Annotated in this window: 11 protein-coding genes; 7 read left to right on the plus strand and 4 right to left on the minus strand. The window is 66.9% G+C overall.

The window, feature by feature from the left end:
- Window positions 1-10: 10 nt before the first annotated feature.
- Complete coding sequence (locus H8S61_RS10650; RefSeq protein ID WP_186938966.1) at window positions 11-856, minus strand: hypothetical protein; 846 nt, start codon at window positions 854-856, stop codon at window positions 11-13.
- Between the two features lie 292 nt (window positions 857-1,148).
- On the opposite strand from H8S61_RS10650, the gene H8S61_RS10655 reads away from it, so the two are divergent.
- The 6 genes from H8S61_RS10655 (at window position 1,149) to H8S61_RS10680 (ending at window position 9,454) form a co-directional block, all read left to right on the plus strand.
- Entirely contained in the window at window positions 1,149-4,730 is a 3,582-nt protein-coding gene (locus H8S61_RS10655; protein ID WP_186938967.1) for a molybdopterin dinucleotide binding domain-containing protein, read from the plus strand.
- Between the two features lie 18 nt (window positions 4,731-4,748).
- Entirely contained in the window at window positions 4,749-5,408 is a 660-nt protein-coding gene (locus H8S61_RS10660) for a 4Fe-4S dicluster domain-containing protein (protein ID WP_186938968.1), read from the plus strand.
- Window positions 5,409-5,411: 3 nt separating this feature from the next.
- Window positions 5,412-6,311 (plus strand): dimethyl sulfoxide reductase anchor subunit family protein, encoded by a 900-nt coding sequence (locus tag H8S61_RS10665; RefSeq protein WP_186938969.1) that lies wholly within the window; start codon window positions 5,412-5,414, stop codon window positions 6,309-6,311.
- A 299-nt stretch (window positions 6,312-6,610) separates the two neighbouring features.
- Window positions 6,611-7,276 carry a 4Fe-4S dicluster domain-containing protein gene (locus H8S61_RS10670; protein ID WP_186938970.1) on the plus strand — a complete coding sequence of 222 codons (666 nt, stop codon included), beginning with the start codon at window positions 6,611-6,613 and terminating at the stop codon, window positions 7,274-7,276.
- A 10-nt stretch (window positions 7,277-7,286) separates the two neighbouring features.
- Window positions 7,287-8,237: a 4Fe-4S binding protein gene (locus H8S61_RS10675; protein WP_186938971.1), complete on the plus strand. Its 951-nt coding sequence runs from the start codon at window positions 7,287-7,289 to the stop codon at window positions 8,235-8,237.
- A gap of 62 nt (window positions 8,238-8,299) precedes the next feature.
- The gene (locus H8S61_RS10680) at window positions 8,300-9,454 is read left to right on the plus strand and encodes a 4Fe-4S binding protein (protein ID WP_366458256.1); all 1,155 of its coding nucleotides are present in this window, start codon (window positions 8,300-8,302) and stop codon (window positions 9,452-9,454) included.
- A gap of 372 nt (window positions 9,455-9,826) precedes the next feature.
- Here H8S61_RS10680 and H8S61_RS10685 read toward each other — a convergent pair whose 3' ends face one another.
- From H8S61_RS10685 to H8S61_RS10695, 3 genes are all read right to left on the minus strand, one after another.
- Entirely contained in the window at window positions 9,827-11,308 is a 1,482-nt protein-coding gene (locus tag H8S61_RS10685; protein ID WP_186938973.1) for a L,D-transpeptidase family protein, read from the minus strand.
- Between the two features lie 560 nt (window positions 11,309-11,868).
- On the minus strand, window positions 11,869-12,825 hold the full coding sequence (locus H8S61_RS10690; protein WP_186938974.1) for a DMT family transporter: 957 nt from the start codon (window positions 12,823-12,825) through the stop codon (window positions 11,869-11,871).
- Window positions 12,826-12,875: 50 nt separating this feature from the next.
- Entirely contained in the window at window positions 12,876-14,333 is a 1,458-nt protein-coding gene (locus tag H8S61_RS10695; protein WP_186938975.1) for a helix-turn-helix transcriptional regulator, read from the minus strand.
- A gap of 191 nt (window positions 14,334-14,524) precedes the next feature.
- Here H8S61_RS10695 and H8S61_RS10700 point away from each other — a divergent pair, with 191 nt between their 5' ends.
- Window positions 14,525-16,180, plus strand: coding sequence for an FAD-dependent oxidoreductase (locus H8S61_RS10700; RefSeq protein ID WP_255466566.1), 1,656 nt, complete (start codon window positions 14,525-14,527; stop codon window positions 16,178-16,180).
- The last annotated feature ends 316 nt before the right edge of the window (window positions 16,181-16,496 follow it).

Consider the following 16,496-nt stretch of genomic DNA (forward strand, 5'->3'; position numbering starts at 1 on the left):
TCCTTCCCGGTTACGCGAGGGTTCCGGTGTGCGAATCGAACGTGCGCGTGCTGCCGTCGGCGTATTCCACCAGCCACATGCGGTAGTCGGGCGTGAAATCGGGCTCGTCGAGCGCGAACGGCTCGTCGGCGGGAGCCCCGTCGCCCCCGTCGCCCCCGTCGCCGCCGTTCTCGCTGCCCGCCGCCTCGTCGCTCAGCTGCGGCGATTCCAGGAACGCCTCCTCGGCCGCGGCTTCGGCCGCCGCAGCGGCCGCCCGCGCCTCCTCCTCGGCCGCCGCCTGCGCCGCGGCCCGCTCGGCATCGCGCGCCGCACGCGCGGCCGCCCCGGCGACCTTCTGCGCTTCGTACGACTCGGGCGCGGGCAGGTACGCGCGCACAACGCCCTCGCCCAGCGTCCCGTCGTTGTAGAACGCGCGCAGCTGCGTCAGCAGCGCGCTCGTCTCGGCCTGGATGCCGCTCACGTTGTCGCAGTGCAGCAGCGCATGCAGCTCGCCGTTCTGCAGCTCCACGTCGATCCAGTCGAACAGGAGCTCGGGATTTCCCTCTTCGCGCTGGCGGCGGTTGTAGATCAGCATGTTGTTGCCCACCTTGCGCAGCTCGTTGCGGAACCAGCGCTCCATGACGGCGCTCCACAGCTCGTCGGCTCCTTCGTCGGCGGCATGCAGGTAGCGGCGCGTGCCCATCTTCACGAGGAAGCGCATGATGTTCTCGGGCGCGCCCTCGCGGGCGGGGTGCGTGCGCACGAGCGTCGACCCGACGTGCGCGTAGCAGCGGTCGATCTCCAGGCGCACGTCCTCGCTGGCGAGGCGCTCGTCGAGGTCGATGATCAACGTCAATGACGGACGCGGTTGTGCCATAGTTCTCTCCTTCGATCACAAGTCTCTTCGCTGGTATTCAGTATAGGTTGCGCCTGAAAAGCAAAATAATCCTTTGGGGATGATATCGGCGCGTTTCATCCATCCACCCCTTATGATTTGGGCTTTTGTCCCTTTCCTACAATCTTTAGCAGCGGATGAGCGGTGCGGTGCCGCGCGTTTCGCAACGGGAAAAGCGGCGGGGAGCCGCACCTCCCGCAGCGGACGGAGCGCCTCCCGGCCGCGCGTTCCGCGCAAGACGAACGAAGCGAGAAAAGGAAGAGAGGAGGGGCACATGGCGAACCTATCACTGACTCGTCGAAGCTTCCTGAAGGCCTCTGCCATGGCTGCCGCGGCAACCACGGTGGGCTTTGCGGCGACGCCTTCGACGGCGTTGGCCGAAGGTGAAGACGCCTCAGCGGGAGAGATCAAGCGCATCCGCTCCTGCTGCCGCGCGTGCGGCAAGGTGGAGTGCGGCGTGTGGGTCACGGTCCAGGACAACAAGGTCATCAAGGTGGAGGGCGACGAATCCAACGCCCACAGCCGTGGCCACTGCTGCGCGAAGTCGCAGTCGTCCATGCTGGCTCTGTACCATCCCGACCGGCTGCGCTACTGCATGAAGCGCACGAACCCCAAAGGCGAGGACGACCCCGGCTGGGTGCGCATCACGCTTGCCGAGGCCTTCGACGAGTCGGGTGCCAAGTTCAAGGAGATCGTCGAGAAGTACGGCGGCGAGGCCAACTTCGCTATGGGCGGCACCTCGCGCGTGTGGGCGCAGCCGCCGTACGGCACGTTGAAGTCCATCTTCCCCACGCCGAACGCGCACCTCGCGTACGAGATCTGCAAGGGGCCGCGCCACTTCGGCGGCATCCTGACCGACGAGATCGGCTCGCCGTGGATGGAGGTCGAGCAGGGACCGCTCGTGTACGTGCAGTGGGGCACGGCGGCCGAGTACTCGAACTACGATTCCACGAACCGCACGGTGGTGGACTGCTCGCAGCGCGCCTACAAGCACATCCTCGTGGACCCGCGCATGACGCCGCTGGGAAAGGAAGCCGACGTGTGGCTGCCGCTGCGCGTGGGCACCGACCTGTGCCTGGCGCTGGGCTGGCTCAAGTGGATCCTCGACAACGAGGCCTACGACGACGCGTTCGTGCGCCGCTGGACGAACGCCCCGTTCCTGTGGAACCCCGAGGAGGACGGCCGCACCGCGAAGGGCTGGTTCATGGAGATGAACGGCGGCATCGATATGGAGAGCCGCATCCTGACCGAGGCCGACTGCGACCCCGAGTGGATCAACCAGTACTGGGATTACGAGGGACGCTACCAGCGCTTCATCTGCTGGGACGAGAACAACAACAAGCCCACGTACTGGGATTCCGAAGCTTGCCAGTGGGAGGGCGAGAAGCACAAGATCCCGACGACGGGCACGTGGATCGAGCATCCGTACAAGCCCATCATCGCCGATGCGTGGCTGCCCGATCCGTCCAAGTTCGCCGATCCGGCCGATGCGCAGTACGACGCGTACTGGGACGAGGGAAACGAGGGCGGGAAGCGCTCGAACCCGGCCGGCCTGCCCAAGAACCCGGCGCTGTTCCCCGGCGGCGTGGAGGTGAAGCTGAAGGACGGCTCCACCATCTCGGCCGGCACGGTGTGGGAGTCGTTCTCCGACAGCCTCGAGCAGTACACGCTGGACTACGTGTCCGAGGTCACCGAGGTGCCCGTCGACAAGATCGAGGAGGGCGTGCGCCTGTACACGACGCGCCTGAACCCCCTGCACGGCAACGGCGGCATCCACTACCAGCTGGCTCCCGACCAGACGGGCCACGCGGTGCAGAACACGCGCGCCCTGCAGCTGATCGCCTGCATCACCGGCAACTCGGACGAGCCCGCCGGCAACCGCGGTTCGTCGAAGGCCCAGGTGGACGGTTGCTGCGGCCGTGCCAACATGCTGGTCACCGACCATGAGCCGAAGGACTGGGGCCTGGACGTGGGCACGATGGAGCTGGGCAACACGCCGCGCGACTTGTCCGTGGAAGACCAGATTCCCCTGATCCAGAACTTCGTGCAGTACCTCATCGACGAGGGCTCGCCGCTGGCCGAGCGCTACGGCAACAAGGTGCCCACCGCCGAGGAGGCGCGCTGGATCGCCGAGCGCAAGGGCGGCGCCTACAAGTCGAGCCGCACGTGGCCGGCGCTCAAGACGTCGTTCGACAGCAACGAGAAGCAGATCTCGGCCGAGCGTTTCCCGCTGCTGCGCTACTGGAACCGCTGGGCCGACTCCGCGGCCATCTGGGACTCCATCAACGGCATCGATACGCCGTACCAGATTCACGGCGGTGTGTGCATGTCGGGCGACTTCATGAACGAATCCAACCTGCTGGAGGCGTGGGAGGCGCTCACCCGCCTGGACTTCTGGCTGGACTTCAACCTGTGGTCGTGCCCGAACAACGGGTGCGCCGACATCGTCATTCCCGTGCTGCACTGGCTCGAGGTGAACACGGGGCGCGTATCGCAGGGCGCCGGCGGCATCTTCGGCGCGGGTCAGCGCTGCGTCGAGCCGATGGGCGATTGCATCTACGACCCGGTCGCCGTCATCTGCCTGTACAAGGCCATGGACGTCACCTGGAACGATCGCGATCCCGCGTACGACCGCTGGAACAACCTGGACTACCACGACTTCGTGCAGATGGGCGGCAACGTCACGTACGAGGAGCAGGAGTACCGCGTGCTCAAGGACGCCACCGACTGGTGGAAGACCGAGGAGTTCCCCGACGGCCCCGACTTCCCGCAGTACGCCGCGAAGTTCCAAGAAGAGGGCTGGTTCGACTGCCGCAAGTGGCATCCCGAGCGTTGGGGCACGTACCGTCGTTGGGAGATGGGCTACCGTCGCCAGCAGGGCGGTTACAACCTGTACGCGGCCATCGACGAGAAGTGCGGCTTCATGACCCCCACCGCCAAGGTGGAGGTGTGGTCCACCATCGCCGAAACGTACATTCCCGACGGCGCAGCCACGTTCACCAGCACGAACGTGGTCGATCCGAACGTCCCCGACATCGACAAGTTCCCCCACTGGGTGGAGCCGAAGAACTCGCGTGTGTCGAACCCCGAGTATTTCGACGCGGCGCTGGTCGACCAGATCAAGACGACGGACGCCTACATCAACGACAACTACCAGGGTGATCACCTGGTGGAGGAGTACAAGGAAACCCTCACGGCGCATCCGGACAGCGCGTTCATCATGACGACGGGCTCCCGCCAGCCGGTGTACTTCCACTCCGAGCATCGCCAGCTGCCGTGGTGCCGCGAGCTGTGGCCCAGCCCGCGCCTGGAGATGAACCCCAACGACGCGGCGCGCCTGGGCTTGGAGCAGGGGCAATGGATTTGGATTCGCAGCCCGTGGGGTGCCGTCCGCGAAGTCGTGGACTTGTACTACGGCATCAAGGAAGGCACGGTCAACGCGAACCACGCCTGGTGGTATCCCGAGATCGACACCGCCTCGCACGGCTTCGAGCTGGTGAACATCAACTGCACGATGGACAAGTACGCGCAGTGCTGGATTTGCGGCGCGTCCCAGCTGCGCGGCGTGCCGGTGCTCATCTATCCCGCGACGGCCGAGAACTCGCCCCACGGCAACCCGGTTCCGTGCGACCCGCAGGGCAACCCGGTGATCACGAACGCCAACGACGCGCGCCTGAAGGAATGGCTGTCGAACGACCCGCGCCTCGCGGACTCGAAGGTGGAGCTGACGTTCGCCAACATGGCGGCGGTCGGCTGCCAGCCGAGCGTTCAAAGCCCCGACCTGCTGTCCGGCGGCAAGCTGGCCGTGGGCAGCGTGAGCGGCGACGCGCTGGGCGCCTATTCGAAATCGAAGTAAAGGAAGGAGGTTCACCACATGGCAAACTACGCGATCATTACCGACTTGAACCGTTGCACCGGTTGCCTTGCGTGCACGGTTGCGTGCAAGGCCATCAACGGCGTCGACGTGGGATCGTTCTGGATCAAGACGCTGCGCGTCGGCCCGCATCCCATCGAGGGCGGCTCGGGCACGTTCCCGGACGTCGAGATGTACTTCCTTCCCGTCCAGTGCCAGCACTGCGAGAACCCCGAATGCGTGAAGGTGTGCCCCACGGAAGCGTCCCATATCCGCGAGGACGGCACGGTGCAGATCGACAAGTCCAAGTGCATCGGCTGCCAGTTCTGCGCGATGGCATGCCCCTACGGCGTGCGCTACCTCAACCAGGAGGAGCGCGTCGTGGAGAAGTGCACGCTGTGCGAGCAGCGCATCTCGCAGGGCGAGCTTCCCCAGTGTGTGGCCCAATGCGGCGCTCGCGCCCGCTTCTTCGGCGACCTCGATCAGGGCGTCGACAGCTTCGAGGGCCCGGCGCACCCCGACAGCCCCGGCTGCCAGTACGAGGAGATGACCCAGACGCGCGTGAAGCTGAAGGACTACGTCGAGCCGTACACCGAAAACGATATCCATCATCTTGCGGATGCGGGCAACGAGCCGAAGCTCATGTACCTCATGCGCGAGGGCCGAAAGTGGAGGGAGTAGACTATGCATCCTGAATGGCCCCTTATTCTCTTCACCTTCTTCCTGTGCGTCGCCGGCGGAGCGTTGGGCGCGCAAGGCCTGCTGACCGTCATGGGCAAGGGCAAGAAGATGCAGTTGGCATCGCTGGTCACCGCGCTGGTGGCGCTGGCGGTCGGCGGGCTGTCGGTGTTCATGCACCTGCAGCATTGGGAGCGCATCTTCAACGGCTTCGGCCACATCACGTCGGGCATCACGCTGGAGTTCATCGGCTGCATCGTGTTCGCGGTGGTGCTGGTGCTGTACTTCCTCATGATGCGCCGCTCCGAGGACGGCATGGCGCCGAAGTGGTGCGGCGTCCTGGCCGTCGTGGTGGGCTTGGCCCTGCCGGTGGTGACGGGCATGAGCTACCTCATGGCGTCGCTGCCGTCGTGGAACACGCCGCTGCTGCCCGCGTACTACCTGGCGAACACCGTGTTCATGGGCGGCTTGACGGCGCTCGTCATCGCCGGCCTGACGAACGACGACGGCGCGAAGGATCTCAGCGTGAAGATGGCGCTGGCCGGCGGCGCGCTGCAGCTGATCGTCGTGTTCGTGTACGCGTTCGTCATCAACGGGTCGGGCGGGCTGTACTCGGCCGATATCCAGTACTACTTCGACCCGACGCTGCCCGACGTGGCCATGGTGGACCGCGGGTCCATCGTGGGCAGCATCTTCGCGGGCAGCCAGGCGCTTGCGTTCTGGCTGGGCGTGGTGGCGGTCGGTTTGGCGGCTCCGCTCGTGCTGACGTGGCTGGCGAAGAAGGTCGAAACCGGCAAGAAGCTGGCCGCGTACGCGGGCGTCGCTCTGGCGTGCGCCGTGGTGGGCGGATTGTGCTGGCGCGTGATCCTGTACGTGGTGGCGATCAGCATCTTCGCCCTGTATTGAGTGAGGTGCCGGGAAGGGGTCGGCGCTCGGGCGCGTTCTGGTCGGCGCGCTCGGACGGTGGCCCCGCCCGGTGGGCGCTCGCCGCGAGGTGGGCGCACCCGGGTCTGGGACGCGCTTGCTGCGAGGTGGGCGCACCCCGGTTCGGGGCGCGCTTGCCGCGAGGCGGGCGTGCTTGAAAATCTACGATGGACGGGGCTTCTCAACCGGTGCCCCGCTTCTCGCAAACGTGCCGAGAAGCCCCGTCATTCATGGACTTTCTGGCTGGCGAGGACCAGCGGTTCGAGGTTCGAGGAGGAGTCATGAGCGAAGAGGACGAGGGTTCGAGGAAACGGGCGAAGGGGCCGATGAGCGTCTCGCGCCGCACGCTGTTCATCGGCGCGGGCAGCACGGCGGCGTTGCTGGGCCTGGGCGCTCTGCGCTATGCGGGGCACACCCCGCTGGTTCGGCCGCCGGGCGGGCAGGACGAGGCGCATCTGGTGTCGGCGTGCATCCGCTGCGAGAAATGCTACGAGGCGTGCCCGCGCGGCGTCATCGTGCCTGCGCACATCGAGGACGGGCTGCTGGGCATGCGCTCGCCTGCGTTGAACTTCGACGCGGACTTCTGCGATTACTGCGCGGACGAAAACGGTGGGGAGCCCCTGTGCGTGAAGGTGTGTCCCACCGAGGCCCTGCGGTTGCCGACGGGGGCGACCGCGGAGAACACGCTGCTGGGCTTGGCCGTGATCGACGAGGCGCAGTGCCTCGCGTTTCGCGATACGGGATGCCGGTACTGCTACGACGCGTGCCCCTACGAGGCCATCGAGCTGACGGGCTCCGGCGCCAATCCGCACGTGTCCGTGCTGGCCGACAAGTGCAACGGGTGCGGCGCGTGCGAGAGCGTGTGCGTGTCGCTGAAGGCGGGATCGATCGTTTCGGGCGCGCAGGAGCGCGCCATCGTCGTCAAGCCGATCGAGTCGGCGGAATAGGGGGCGGGCCATGAACTCGAACAAACTGCGTACCGTCGTGGCGGCTGCGGTGTTCGCCGTCCTGTCGCTCGGCCTGATCGCCGGTGTGAGCATGGGAACCCTTTCGGGCTTCGGCTGGGAGACGTTCTCGGCGCTGTGCCCGCTGGGTGCGCTGACCACCATGATCGCCACGAAGACGGTCGTGCCGCGCGCGGTGGTGTCGCTTGTCATCATGGCGGCGCTCGTGCTGGTGGTGGGTCGCGCGTTCTGCGGATGGATATGCCCGGTGCCGCTGCTCGACCGGGTGCGCACGTTCTTCCGCTCGCCCCGGAAGCGCAAGGAGCTTGAGCAGGCGAAGCGCGCGGAGATGCGGGGAATCGCGAAGAGCGAGCTGGGCTGCGGGCATGCGTGCGGCGAGTGCTCGTCGTGCAAGGAGGTGCGCACGAAGCTGGACTCGCGCCACTACGTGCTGGGCGGCGCGCTGCTGTCCACGGCCCTCTTCGGCTTCCCCGTGTTCTGCCTCGTGTGCCCCATCGGGCTGACGTTCGCCACCGTGTTAGTGGTGTGGCGCCTGTTCGCGGCGGGCGACATGACGTGGTCGGTGGTGCTCATACCGCTGCTGCTGGTGGTGGAGATCGTGTTCCTGCGCAAGTGGTGCACGCGCTTCTGCCCGATGGCGGGCCTCATGAACCTCGTGTCGCGGTTCAGCACAACGTGGCGGCCGACGATCGACGAGTCGAAGTGCCTGGAGACGGTCGACGGCGTGGCGTGCAGCAGGTGCGCGATCGCGTGCGAAGCCGACATCAACCTGCGGCATCCCGATTTCGGCGAACGTACGTTGGCCGACTGCACGCGATGCCTCGCCTGCGTGGACGCGTGCCCCGCGAAGGCGATCAGCATGCCGTTCGTCGTGAAGAAGGGCGCCGGCGCGGACGCGGGCACGGTGGTGCTGGCGGATGCCGACGAGCGGTCGGTGGAGTGATGGGCGCGCGCGAGGGCGCCCGGAGCCCTCGGGGAGCCCGGGGGGCGCGCAGCATCGTCGGCGTGCTGGACGGGGTGTCGAGCGAGGCCATCGTGGTGCATCAGGAGCGGTGCGCGAGGGTGCGTAACCGCAACGTCTCGTGCTTGAAGTGCGCCGATGCGTGCACGTCGGGCTGCATCGCGCTGGTGGACGGCGAGCTGGCGGTTGATGCGGCGAAGTGCGTCGGGTGCGGCACGTGCGCGACCGTTTGCCCCACGTGCGCGCTTGAGGCGCGCAATCCCAGCGACGCGCAGCTGATGCAGGCGTGCCTGAGCGCGCGGGTTGGCGACGAGGTGGTGGTGGCGTGCGAGCAGCTGCGCCGGGCGGCTGGCGGGTTGCTCGACGAAGGACGCGTCGCGCAGGTGGTGTGCTTGGGGCGCGTGGAGGAGTCGCTGATCAGCGGGCTTGCGGTCGCGGGCGTGCGCCGCGTGCGACTGGCGTGCGGCTCCTGCGCGCGCTGCGCGCAGGAGCACGGCGCGGCGACGGCGCGCCTTGTGGCGAGCACGTCCAACGCGCTGCTTGAAGCCTGGGGCAGCGATGCGCGGGTTGAAGTGGTGGAGGGCGTGCCGGCGAGTGCGCGCGCCGAGGGGGTCGCCGCCGACGAGGCGGCGGCCGCGATGGCGGCGTACTTCGCCGAGCCGCGCGGCAACGAGCGAGTGGCGGCTTCGCCGGCCGATCCTGCGGCCGCGGGTGCGGCCGATCCTGCGGCCGCGGGCCCCGTTGCGCTTCCGCGCGTCATGAAGGACGGGACGCTTCCCCATTTCGTGCCGGACCGCCGCGAAGCGCTGCTCGACCATCTGGCGCAGCTTGGCCAGCCGGTGCGGCAGAGCGTGGCGACGCGCTTGTGGGGCTGCGTGGTGATCGATGGGCTGGCGTGCTCGTCGTGCCGCATGTGCGCGACGTTCTGCCCGACGGGCGCCATCCGCAAGTTCGATCGCGACGACGGCACGCTGGGCGTCGACCATGTTCCGGGCGACTGCGTCAAGTGCGGCAGCTGCCGCGACGTGTGTCCCGAAGGCGCCATCAGGCTGCTCGACGAGGTTCGTCCCGCGTACCTGTTGGACGGCGCGGTGCATCGCTACGTCATGACGCCGCGGCCGGTGGAGCTGGGCACCGCTCAGCAGATGGTCGACACCATGCGCCTGCGCATGCAGGGATCAGACATTTTCGAAAGGTAAGCGCCCCGTCTTCCTCTTCGCTCAAGGGCGCTGTGCCCGGCCCTCGCTTACCGGAACCCCCCTCCTCCGGTAGGCGGGGGCTTTTTGCCGCCGGTTGCGCGTGCCGCGACGCGCGATCGTCTGCGAGCCGCGTCTGCGGAGGCGGTTTTCATGTCGAACAAGGCCAGCATGCACAAAAACCAACGCTGTGAAGCGATTCTGAGTGTTTTAGGCGTGCGCGAGGGCTTTCCGGGTGCTTCGACAGCGCTCGTTCTTGGCATCGCCCCAGTTCGCAGGGTTTGAACGTGTTTGCGTGTCGGTCGCTGGGCTTCACAGCGGTGATTTTTGTGACTCGGGGGGGCGATGCGGCATCGGGCCCCCGCGCCTTTCGTCCTACCAGTGGCAGACCACGACGTCGCCGGATTGGATGATGCTGAAGAGGTCGGCGGCCGAGCCGACGGGGAGGTTCACGCAACCGTGGCTGCCGCGACCCTGCTGGTACAGCGTGCCGCCGAACGCGGCCTGCCAGTTGGCGTCGTGCAGACCGATGACGTTGCCGACGAAGGGCATCCAGTAGCGCACCGTGGACTCGTACTTCGAGCCGTCGAGGTTCGTGCCCTTGAGCACCGAGGGGCTTGCTTTCTGGTTGAGCCAGAACACGCCCGTGGGGGTGTTGTGCGCGCCGTTCGGCGTGCCGCTCACGCAGGGGGCTTCCCAGATCAGCGCGCCGGTTTCGTCGTAGAAGCGCACGTACTGCTCCGATAGGTCGATGTCGCAGTAGCGCGCCGACCAGTCCTGCGCGCCCGCGCCGTTGTAGGCCGTGCCGGTGGTTTGGCACGGGATGTCGACGGCGCCGACGGTGCGGTTCGCCACGCCGTCCTTCACGAGGTTGACGAGCGCTTCGCCGTCGGTCAGCCAGCCGTACGAGCCGCCGGCGACCGTGATCACCTTGCCGTCGGGGCGCGTGTAGGTGCGCTCGGTCCCTACGGTGTCGCAGGCGGCTTCCAGCTCCTTTGCCCAGGCGGCAAGTGCCTCTTCGTCAAGCGAGGGCGCGAGGTTCTCGTCGAAGCTGATCCACGTAGCGACGAGCGCGGGGTTGACCTCGGCGGCAACGTCGCCGCCCATCATGAGCTGCATATCAGCCTTGACCAGCTGGTTCGCTGCTTGGACGGCCGCTTGCAGCTTGGGGTCCGTGGCGGGTACGGCGGGCTGCAGGAGCGCATCGGCGGTCAGCTTCACGGTGGGCTGCACCGATGCGACGGCCGCGCCGATGGCTTTGGCCACCGCATCGGCGTCGAGGGCGGTGCCGGTTGCCTCGGGCTGCACGGTGAAGGCCTCAGTTTGCTCGTCGAAGGCGACGACGGCATCGGTCGGCGGCGTGGCGGTGGCGTTGAACTCGTCGACGGCGGCGCGCACGACGGTTGCGAGGTTGCTCCCGCTGGAGGAGGCGGTCAGGCTGTCGGTCTCATCGTGCGGCCGGGTGATCTCGAGCGGCCACAGCCAGGGGTTCGTGTTGCCGAGCGCGGCGGCGGTGATGGCCTCGCCGTCGAACGAGACGCCGGCGTCTTTCGCGGAGAGCTTCATCGAGAAGCCCTGGCCCGAAACCGCTACGGCGTAGTCGTCCAGGGCATCGTCGAGCGTGGCCTGCACCTCGGCGGCTGTCTGCAGCGACACGTCGTGGTTGCCCAGCGTGGTGTTCGGCATGAAGCGGCCCGAGAAGTAGATGCCGCCGGCCACGTAGGCGATCAGCAGCAAGCCGACGATAGAGCCGGCGATGATGCCGATGATCTTCGGCGCCGAGAGGCGTCGGCGGGCGGGTTGTTCGGGGAAGCTGGCGTGTCCGGGCGTCGGGTCAGCGGGTGCGGCGTGTTTCATGTGGCGTCCTGGCTGGATGTGGTGAACTTGCATCGTTCCTGTTGAGCGCATCGTCCATTCTAAAGGAAACCGCCCCAGGGCGGTAGGGTGAGTTCTTTCATCACGGTAATCGGTTGAAGCTGGCTGGTACAGCGTATATAATACAGGCGAGCCGCAGGGAGGTGGTGCTCCCCACGGCTCTCGGACTCGCTTCGGCGGTTCGGATGTTATTGTTGTCCCGGTTCGTCCCTAGGGGACGACCGGGGTTCATCTTTCGACCGCGCTTGTAATGCGAGCGAGGCCGCCCCGACCGCCAAGCTGCCGAAAGCGGCTATCAGGCCGAGAACCTGCAAGATGACTCCGGTAAGATCAAAGACAATACCATCCCGGATCCGGCGCGGTTCTTACGCGCTTCGCCGCGAAATCTAGCGGGTTTCCAACATCGCTCGACGGCGGCATCACGCAACGTCGGATGTTTCACGTGAAACATCCGAGGGGCGAGGGCTCGGCGAAGTGCGCTTGGCGAAGGGGGCACCGCGGCGCGCCTGGCAGCCGGATAGGCCGCAGCGACGGGGAGGGGGCTACGTTTCCCGCTCGGGGTCGTCTTCGATCGAGAGGGTTTCTGCTCCCTGGCGCTTCTTCTCGGCGCGCAGGGGGAGGTATTCGCTGATCACGATGCCGGCGAAGATGAGAGCGAAGCCGGCGAACAGCGGCCCGGTGAGGATCTCGCCCAGGAACAACACGGAGAACGTCACGCCGAACACCGACTCGGTGGCCAGGAACAGCGACGCGGGCGCGGGGTCGACATGGGCCACCGCGAAGTTCTGCAGCAGCAGCGCGATGCACGAGGCGAACACGGCCAGGTATCCCAGGCTCATCCAGGTGTCCAGTCCCAAGCTGGCGAACGCGGGCATCGGCTCGAACGCGAGTCCGGCCGCGAAGCCCAGCACGCCGGCCACCAGGAACTGCACGACGGTGAGCAGCGTCATGTCGCGGCCGCGCGCGTACTTCGCCGTGTACAGCACGTGCAGGCTGAGGAAGAACGCCGACAGCAGCGTGATCAGGTCGCCGAAGCGCAGCGAGAATCCCGACAGCCCCGCGAACGACACGCAGCCCACGCCGGCCACGCACACGAGCGCGGCGGCGATGTTGAAGCGCGTCGGGCGCGGCCCGCGCAGCGCCCATCCCAAGAACGGGATGATCACGCAGTACAGCGACGTGAGAAACGAGCTGTTCGAGGCGGTGGTGTCGGTGAGCCCCGTCGAGTTCGCCCAGTACGACAGGAACAGGAACACGCCCAGGATGGCGCCTTTTTTCAGGTGGTCGACGTCGAGCGCGCGCCTGAACCGCGGCAGCATGACGACGCCCAGGATGATCCCGGCCGCCGTGAAGCGCACGCCCACGAGCCATGCGGGCGGGAACTCGTCCACCGTCGATTTGATCACGACGGTGCCCAGCCCCCAAATGGCAGCTGCCACCAGGAGGAACGCCTTGTACGTCCAAAGCGAGCGAGGGGTATGTTTCACGATGCGAGCCATAGCGCAGCATCATAGCACGCGCACAGCCGCCCCGCCCCTGCGATGTGCGCTTACTCCTCGAACAGCGCGATGACGTCGGTTTTGGAATGCGCGCCCAGCTTCGCGTACAGGTGCCGCACGTGCGTCTTCACCGTGTTCTGCGACAGGAACAGCTCCTGCTCGATCTCGGCGCGGCTCTTTCGCTGCGCGATCAACCCCATGATCTCGGCTTCGCGCGCGGTCAGCTCGTGGCGGGCGGCCAGGTCGTCACAGCGCGTCATGAACCGCTCGCGCGGTCCCGGCACGTGCAGCCGGTCGGCCAGCGACAACCCCGACGCGCCCCAGTCGCCATTCACGGACTTCTCGCTCATCCAGATGACCACGCACACCAGCACCAACACGATGCCCGCCAGCGCGAATCCCACGAGCGACATCGGGTCGGCCAGCAGGTCGGTCTGCCACAGGGCGCGGCGCGCCATGATGCCCGCGAACAGCGCGGCCTCGCTCGACGCGCGCGCGATGGCGAACAGTCGCAGGCTGGGAACTTCGAAACGGTAGCATATGTTCGCCAGCATGAGCAGCACGAAGAACGTGAACCACACGTAGGCGAACCGCATGAGCACCGACACGACGTAGCCCTGCATGGGGGCGACGAAGGGGATGATGGCGAACGCGACGATGGAAACCGGCAGTCCCACCTTCGCCAGGAAGCGCGCGTCGAAGCGGTCGCGCTTCGCGACCGCCATCACGAGGATGACGACGCCCACGATGCCGGTGGCCGCAACGCGATGGATGGCCCCGACGTACTCCGTTGCCGAGAGGAACGCGCCCGAGAAGCTGGATAGCAGGCCGGCGATGGCCATGATGACGATGAGCTTCCAGGGGATGGGGTAGCGCACACCTTTCGCCACGGCGCGCTCGGCTGGCAGCAGGCGAAAGCTCAGGTGCGCGCACGCGAGCGACGCGAGGGGCAGGAGCGCGGTTGCGATCACGCCGAACGGCGTCTCCATCGTGGAGATGACGAACGACACCGCGGCCGCCGCGATGCAGGACAACGCGCCGTATATGAGCGTGCGCGTGGCTCCCATCTGGCTGTACGCCTCGGCCCACAGGCAGAACAGCACCGCGCCGCCCACGGCGGCAACGATGCTGACGGGGACGATGAGCGCTTCGCTCGCCTCGCCGGGGATGAGCACGAGGCCCACGGCCGCCGTGCCGATCGCCGTGAGCGCAACCGCCGTCCACGAAAACGCCTTGTGCCGGCTCAGCCGACCGATGCGTGGCGCGAGCAGCGCGAACACGAGGAACGTGCCGATGTCGCCGATGCGCATGCCCGTGTCGAATGCCGTGCGCAGCGCGGGGACGAACGCGTCTCCCGGGAAGATGGTCGCGACGTGCGTGCAGCACAGCCAGGCGATGAGCAAGCCCATCCCCAGGAACCGCAGCGGATACATCAGCGCGGCCAACGGCTCGTCGTCGCCGGCTTGATCCGAGGGCGCCAGCGCACGCACCACATCGCTTGATTTCATCGAAACCTCCTGTTCGTCGTGCCATTGTACCAGGGGTGAATGCAGGGGTGAATGCGGATTCACCCCTGCTCGCGGCAGTTCACCCGCGACAAACCGCCTGATGCGGGGCATGCTTGCCTCAGCGCCTCGGGAGGGCGCCTCGCCGGTTCGAAGCGAACGGGCGCAGAAGATTTCTCTAGGAGGGAACGCACATGAGCATGTTGAAGAGCGCGAACAACGGATTGTCCCGTCGCAGCTTTCTGACCCTGGGCGGCATCGCGGCGTTGGGCGGCGCGGCAGCCCTCGCCGGCTGCGCCCCGCAGGCGGCGAACAGCGCGAACGCCGACGCGAAGAGCGACGATGCGGCAGCTTCCACGATGCAGACCGCCGACCAGACGAAGGAATGTGACATCGCCATCGTAGGCGCGGGCGGCGCGGGCCTGTGGGCCGCGGTCGAGGCCGTGCGCGCGGGCAAGAGCGTCGTCGTCATCGAGAAGGGCGGCAACGTAGGCGTGGCGAACGGCTCGCTGGCGGGCGGCCCCTTCATGGTGGGTTCGAAGCTGCAGCAGGAAGCCGGCGTCGAGTTCACGGTGGAAGAGGCGTTCAACCATATCATGGAGTACGCCCACTGGTCCACGAACGCTGCGGCTGTCAAAGCTGCCGTCGCCATCTCGGGCGAGACGGTCGACCAGTTCACCGACGACTTCGGCGTGCCCACGGGCATGCGCCCCGACAACTACGGCGCGGGCCACGCCTCCGTGCGTGCGAATTTCCAGGGCGACACCGACGCGCAGGTGCGCGGCGAGGAGCGCATGAAACCGCTGCAGGAGTTCGTGGAAAGCAAGGGCGGCGAGTTCCTGTTCAACACGGCGGGCAAGCGTCTCATCATGGAGGACGGCACGTGCACGGGCGTGCAGTGCGAGGGCGACGGCGTGACCGACGTGAAGGCGAAGGCGGTCATCGTTGCCACAGGCGGCTTCCTGGGCAACGTCGACATGATGCGCGAGAAGTTCGGCACCTTCGTGAACCCGCTGGGCAACGTGCTGTCCGTGGGCGAGGGCATCGACATGGTGCAGGCCGCGGGCGGCCAGCTGTCCACGCAGTGGGGCATCGCGGGCAACGAGTTCACCGGATCCAACCAGAAGGCCGACGGTCTGTACGACCGCAAGAGTGCTGCGTTTACCATCGGCATCTACGGCACGCTGCTCGTGAACAACCAGGGCCGCCGCTTCTCGAACGAGGGCAAGTTCGCGAACCTGCCGCTGGCGCTGGGCGGAGCGATCTCGCTTGTGGGCGGCACGTATTACGCGGTGGTCGACCAGGCGTACGTCGACGGCCTGAACGCGGGCACCGACGCGTGGACGTTGTGCGGCGCCGACGAGGTGAACTGGCGCACGGGCATGATGACGCTCAAGGACAAGCCGCTGGAGAACGTGCAGGGCAGCATCGACGAGGCCGTGGACGCGGGCTGGGCCTTCAAGGCCGACAGCATCGAGGCATTGGCCGAGGCCATCGACGCGCCCGAGCTGGTGGAGACGCTCGAGGAGTACAACGGCTACTGCGCCGACGGCAAGGACGAGCAGTTCTACAAGCCGGCCTGCTTCCTGCAGCCGGTGACCACCGGGCCGTTCTACGCCTTCCAGTACGAGCCCAGCGCGTGGGTCACCATCGGCGGCATCCGCACGAACGACCGCTTGCAGGCCATCGACGGCGAGGGCGCGGCCATCCCCGGCCTGTACGTGGCCGGCGCCGACAACGGCACGCTCATGAGCGCCCCGTACTGCGACTACGAAGGATACTCGCTCATGTGCGCCTACTGCGGCGGCCGCCTGGCCGGCCAGTACGCCGTCGAGACGATCGACGCGTAAGGCGCGCTTGCGGCACCGCGCTCCGTGCGGGCGCGGCGCCGATCGATCAGCCAACTCGCTGGGACGCGAGCGCTTCCCCTCCCTCCGCTGCGCGTCCCCTTCATTTCGCCGCCCCGGCTTGCGCAAGCCGGGGCGGCCGCTATTCGCGACGCAGGTTGGCCCGAGGTGCGAAACTTGGCAAAAATTTCGAGGTAGGTAAATCAATTGCGCTGGAAAACGATTATCACGCTAGAGCGTATTCGCATAATGCCTGGTCAAATTTTTCGCAGGGCTCTTTTCTTGGAGTAAACCTCGACTAATATTTACCTACCTCAAT

The sequence above is a fragment of the Eggerthella hominis genome (assembly GCF_014287365.1).
Classification (GTDB): domain Bacteria; phylum Actinomycetota; class Coriobacteriia; order Coriobacteriales; family Eggerthellaceae; genus Eggerthella; species Eggerthella guodeyinii.